The organism is Anabaena sp. UHCC 0451 (genome assembly GCF_034931405.1).
In the GTDB taxonomy this organism is placed as follows: Bacteria; Cyanobacteriota; Cyanobacteriia; order Cyanobacteriales; family Nostocaceae; genus RDYJ01.
In genome coordinates this window covers 241,267-246,440 of record NZ_JAYGHA010000001.1, presented here as the reverse complement: position 1 = coordinate 246,440, position 5,174 = coordinate 241,267, and the positions used below count along the sequence as shown (strand labels likewise).

General features: G+C 40.9%; 5 protein-coding genes. 2 read left to right on the top strand and 3 right to left on the bottom strand.

Annotated elements, in window-relative coordinates; genetic code table 11:
• Window positions 1–66: 66 nt before the first annotated feature.
• The 3 genes from zds to VB694_RS00985 all read right to left on the bottom strand — a co-directional run bounded on the left by zds (window position 67) and on the right by VB694_RS00985 (window position 3,835).
• Window positions 67–1,506 carry a 9,9'-di-cis-zeta-carotene desaturase gene (gene zds / locus VB694_RS00995; protein WP_323358446.1) on the bottom strand — a complete coding sequence of 480 codons (1,440 nt, stop codon included), beginning with the start codon at window positions 1,504–1,506 and terminating at the stop codon, window positions 67–69.
• 227 nt (window positions 1,507–1,733) lie between these two features.
• Entirely contained in the window at window positions 1,734–1,907 is a 174-nt protein-coding gene (locus VB694_RS00990; RefSeq protein ID WP_323358445.1) for a CopG family transcriptional regulator, read from the bottom strand.
• A 284-nt stretch (window positions 1,908–2,191) separates the two neighbouring features.
• Window positions 2,192–3,835 carry a DUF6930 domain-containing protein gene (locus VB694_RS00985; protein WP_323358444.1) on the bottom strand — a complete coding sequence of 548 codons (1,644 nt, stop codon included), beginning with the start codon at window positions 3,833–3,835 and terminating at the stop codon, window positions 2,192–2,194.
• A 328-nt stretch (window positions 3,836–4,163) separates the two neighbouring features.
• Here VB694_RS00985 and VB694_RS00980 point away from each other — a divergent pair, with 328 nt between their 5' ends.
• Together VB694_RS00980 and VB694_RS00975 are read left to right on the top strand one after the other, a co-directional pair.
• Window positions 4,164–4,520, top strand: a complete 357-nt coding sequence (locus VB694_RS00980; protein WP_323358443.1) for an iron-sulfur cluster assembly accessory protein — start codon at window positions 4,164–4,166, stop codon at window positions 4,518–4,520.
• Window positions 4,521–4,674: 154 nt separating this feature from the next.
• On the top strand, window positions 4,675–5,097 hold the full coding sequence (locus VB694_RS00975; protein ID WP_323358442.1) for a hypothetical protein: 423 nt from the start codon (window positions 4,675–4,677) through the stop codon (window positions 5,095–5,097).
• Window positions 5,098–5,174: the final 77 nt, after the last annotated feature.

Genomic DNA, 5,174 nt, shown 5'->3' with positions numbered 1-5,174 from the left:
AAATACAAATAACTTCCCCCTGCTCCCTGCTCCCCTACTTCTTCCCTAGTCCCCAGTCCCCAGTCCCTATTTCTTCACACTTTCCAGAATCACTTTAGCCGCACGTCTTCCAGAAATGGTTGCACCTTCCATGCTGTCAATATAATCCTGTTGAGTGTAACTACCTGCTAGGAAGAAATTAGGTATGGGTGTTTTCTGATCAGGACGATAAGCGTCCATTCCTGGTGCTTCTCTGTACAAAGACTGGGCTAGTTTAACCACACTGTACCAAGTCATGTTTAATTCTCTTGACGAAGGGAACAATTCATGCACCTGTTTAAGAACGTGTTGAGCGATCGCCTCATTACTTTCTTTAATAAAAGGATCTCCCGGTGTCAACACCAGTTGCATTAACGAACCCTCCCCAGGACGATAATAATCTGCTGGACTAGTCAAAGCCAAATCAGCAAAACAGGAAAAATCAGCATCGGCGGTATACAACAAATTATCTATACCCACAGCATGATTTAACTGTTTACGTTTTTCAGCATCTTCCAGTTCCGTTACCCAACCATCAAACCGTAGCTGCACTGTAGCAACTGGCACAGCATCAAGTTTATAAATGTTGTCAAATTCTGACCATTTTCGCCATGCTTGGGGTAAAACGCGCTGAATCCCCGGTACATCACAAGCGCAAAGGTAAGCATCAGCCGTGATCACTTCTTCCGTATCACCTTGGGCAACTACTATACCTGTTACGTGGGTTTCTGTTCCAGATTCAGCAAATTGAATTTCCCGCACTTGGCGACGGGTGTATATTTTTGTGCCTCTAGCTTCTAAATATTCAATAATTGGTTTGTGTAAATATTCGTGGGGTGAACCTTCCAGCATTCGCAAAATTGAAGCTTCAGTTTTGACAGCAAAAAACTGGAAAATTGTCAACATACAACGGGCAGAAATATTGTCGCAATCAATAAAACCCAAGGCGTAAGCGATAGGGTTCCATAGGCGTTTGATGCTGCCTTTGCTGCCTCCGTGACGATAGAACCAGTCAGAAAAGCTGATTTTGTCTAAATCGCGGATATTTCTCATTGCGCCTTCAAAGTCTACTAAACCCCTAACTATGGGGCTAGTTCCTAGAGCGATCGCATTTTGTAATTTATCCTGTAATGAAAGTTGGGAAGTGGTGAAAAATGCCTTTAAGCCATTAAAAGGCGCACCGGTGATAAAACGAAAATCTAAAGCCCCAGTGCGTCCACCTTTATTAATAAAAGTATGACTATGTTCTTTAAGACGTAAATTTTCACCTGCTCCCACTTTTTCCATCAACTCAAACAGATTGTAGTAGCAGCCAAAAAATACGTGCAAACCCATTTCAATATGGTTGCCATCACCATCTACCCAACTGCCGACTTTTCCACCAACAAACGGACGAGATTCAAAAATTTGTACCTCACAACCCGCATCAGCTAAATCTACGGCAGTTGCTAGTCCAGCTAGTCCTGCACCTACAATTGCAACACGCATTCCCAAGTTCCTTTATTGCTTACGCCAAGCTGCGCTATCAGTTTCTTTACAAATTGTAACTGGCTTGGTGTCAGAATAGGTAATGGGTCATGGGTCATGGGTCATGGGTCATGGGTCATGGGTCATGGGTCATGGGTCATGGGTCATGGGTCATGGGTCATGGGTCATGGGTCATGGGTCATAAATTCATTCTTCCCAATCCCCAATCCCCAGTCACTAATCCCCAATCACCCTTTCTCCTTGGTTTCCTCAGACAGCGGTAAACTTCTAATTAGTTCACGAATCACATCAGTAGCGGGTCTACCTGTCTGTTGACAATATTTTTCTAATTTTTCCGCTTCCTGTGTTGCTAGGTTGACGGTTATACGTTTAACAGCCCATTTTTTATTAGTCATTATCATGCAACTTGCTATGTGTTAACGGTTATCAAAAATAATCCAGTTGTAAAAGGAAAAAATGATACTATCAGAGATTGTCCCAAAGAAATACGAAGATCATAAATATAACTAAAAATTCTCGGTAAAGTTCAGTCGAGTATAAATAATCATAGCTAATCATTTTTATTTGTTCATCGAAATTATCCCGTCACAACTATTTTAATTACATTGTAGAAAACCACAGATTAGACTTGATTTATTGAACTCAGTGTGAATTTGATACTTATCTGTGGTAACTACATAGAGCATTATTCAATTTCCAATTGAGGCATAAGTTGAAGAATACCGAGACCCAAATCTTGGGAAGAGAGCGATCGCGCTTCAAATAAAGCCATCATGTCTTTTAACTGAGGATTACCACGAGCAGCACCTGTCAGTCCCTTAGCAATAATTAAGCCACAATAACCACTGGTATAATGACACCGCTGATTCCATTTTTGCCTGGCTTCAATATGAATCGGGTCTTGATCTTCAAATTCTCCAAACAGAAATAAATCCCCATTTTCTGTTTGTAGCAAACCCAAATCATATTGCTCTCCATCTAAGGGATTAGCACCGGGATTAAAGCAAATTGCTTTTAATCCCCCAGCGGCTTGAATATTTTCAATCACAGTTTTAGCCTTGGGACGGGAAGTTTGAATTAAAATCACAGGTAAACCATCACCCGCTTGATTGATTTCCTTACCTGCATAATAATTCACCTCCTGACGGAGAGATTTTAAGGTTTCCCAAGAAATCACACCCAAGCTCAAGAACGAATCTTCTGGGATCAAGTCATCCCGAAGCGTATGGAACTCAGGAGAGTCAAATTCATCTTCATCTGAGATATCCAAACCTGCCATTTCTTCTAGCTCGGCTGCCAATTCTGGCATAGTAGAAACAGTCACAGGCACTGATTTAGTTGCTTCATCTGGATTGGGTAGAGAAATGCGATAACGGCGATTGATGGTAGGGAAATCTTCTTCGTATAACTGATGACGATAATCACGAATAAAGCGGATCAAACTTTCGATCGCCACATACATAACCAGTGCTTCTTCGTCATACAAAACCGAGCGTAATCCTTCTAAAGGGTGAATATTTCCAAAGGTAGGTTCAATTTCCGATAGCGGTAAATCTGCCAAATCTTCATCCTCATCCTCATCTCCATCTTCATTTTCATCAACTTGATCAAAGGTGAGAAATAAACAATCTTGCTTGAGGAAGGCTTCTTCTAAACCCTGGATAGATTCTTCATCTTGTAACACATCTGCACGAAAACGCTTGAGAGAATCCTGTGAACGATACAACAAAATACCATACTCCATGCCCAGCATTCCCATGACCGAGGCATAAAGCGTCCCCACATCCCATTTATTGATTTCTATGGATAAAATTTGTTGTTCTTCCAGAAAATTCCAAGGTGCTGCTTCCCAAACTGCAAAGGCTTGCTCATTCAGGATTTGTGCATATTGTGGAGGTAAATCGGGTATTTGGCTATCGAGAATATCCGCAAAAGAGCGAAATAATTCATCAATTAAAGGTAATTCGGCTACATAGTCAACAGCAATATCCAAATCTTGCAAAACTCCGCGCAGGTAAAATTGAATTTCCCGATCTCTGACCACAATTCTTTGTGGTCTAGCAGGTTTAGCTGGACTGTGCGGATGTTCCATTGCTCGCATTAGTGTGCGAACTATGGCTTCTAATCCCAGTGATGGAGATACTACATCCATACCTCTAACAATACCTTGAGAGCCATCCACCCAGAGAATACATTCCCCCTTGGATTCTTCTGCATCTCTGGGTTGGGCTTGTGATGATGACAACGGACGGCGATCGCCCTCCCATATAGAAGGAATTTGGGTTAATTTTTTCAACCGACGGCTGGTAGAGCGATTAAAACTTGTCATAGAGTAGGTTAATCAAAAAAATCTATTTATGAAGTAACTTGTGGGGAATGGCTAAAATTCGGCTGACATTTTCCCTGCTGTACCTGAAGAGTGCTTGCTGCTCAGACTGCTTTTGACTGAAAATGAGAAAAATACTCCATCTCTAAATACACCGAATCTCTCAATTCTAGAATAAAAATCCTATCCTGCTGTTGACAAAGTGTTGAGAATTTAGCGTCTAGACCGTTCAATGCCGCTAGAATAGAACACAACTAGAAAAAACAACCCCAAAGCTGTTAACAGCATATACAGGGTAATATTTAGATTAATTAAGGAGTGAAAACAGCAGATGACACAAGCAACCCAAACGCAAGAACGCGGCATTTTGTTGAGTGAAACAGCATTGCGCCAGGTAAAATCTCTCCAAGCCACACAAGGACAAGATTTATGTTTACGGGTAGGAGTCCGTCAAGGTGGTTGCTCTGGGATGTCTTATATGATGGATTTTGAGGACATCAGCAAGATCACCCCACAGGATGATGTCTTTGATTATGATGGTTTCAAAATTATCTGCGATCGCAAGAGCTTATTATATCTCTATGGTTTAATGCTGGATTATAGTGATGCCATGATTGGTGGTGGTTTTCAATTCACTAACCCCAATGCTTCCCAAACCTGTGGTTGCGGCAAATCTTTCGGAGTGTAATATAGTCAAGGGTCAGATGTCAGTAAGAAAAGGCAAGAGGCAAGAGGCAAAAGTTAATTTATTTTACCCTGTTCCCTGTTCCCTGTTCCCAATGACTAATGATCAATGACTAATGACCAATGACTAATGACTAATGACTAATGACTAATGACCAATGACTATCACAATTGAAGAACTGTTTGATACAGGTTTAGAACGCTATAAAGCCGGAGAATCACCAGAAACGCTCATACCTGTATTTAAAGAGGTATGCGATCGCTCTCCCAAAGCCAGTTCAGCTTGGGTTTGTCTAGCTTGGTTATATTTGCTAGATAACAAGGGCAACTTAGCTTATAAAGCTGCAAATAAAGCCGTAAAAATAAATCCCCAAGACCCACAGGCCAGAATTAATCTCGCTTTAGCCATGTTAGAAACAGGTCAGAAAGGTTTGCGAGAACATATTGACTTTGCACAACAGTTGATTTTTGTCAATAAAGAATGGGAAGAAGAAGTTAAAAATAGCATTGAAGATGGTCTAACCAAAAAACCCGATTGGCAGAGTTTAGCTAAAGTCAAAAAATGGCTATTTGAATCTTAATGGGTAATTGGTAATGGTTAATTGGTAATTGGTAATTGGTAATGGGTAATGGGTAATTGGTAAATCATTATTTCCTA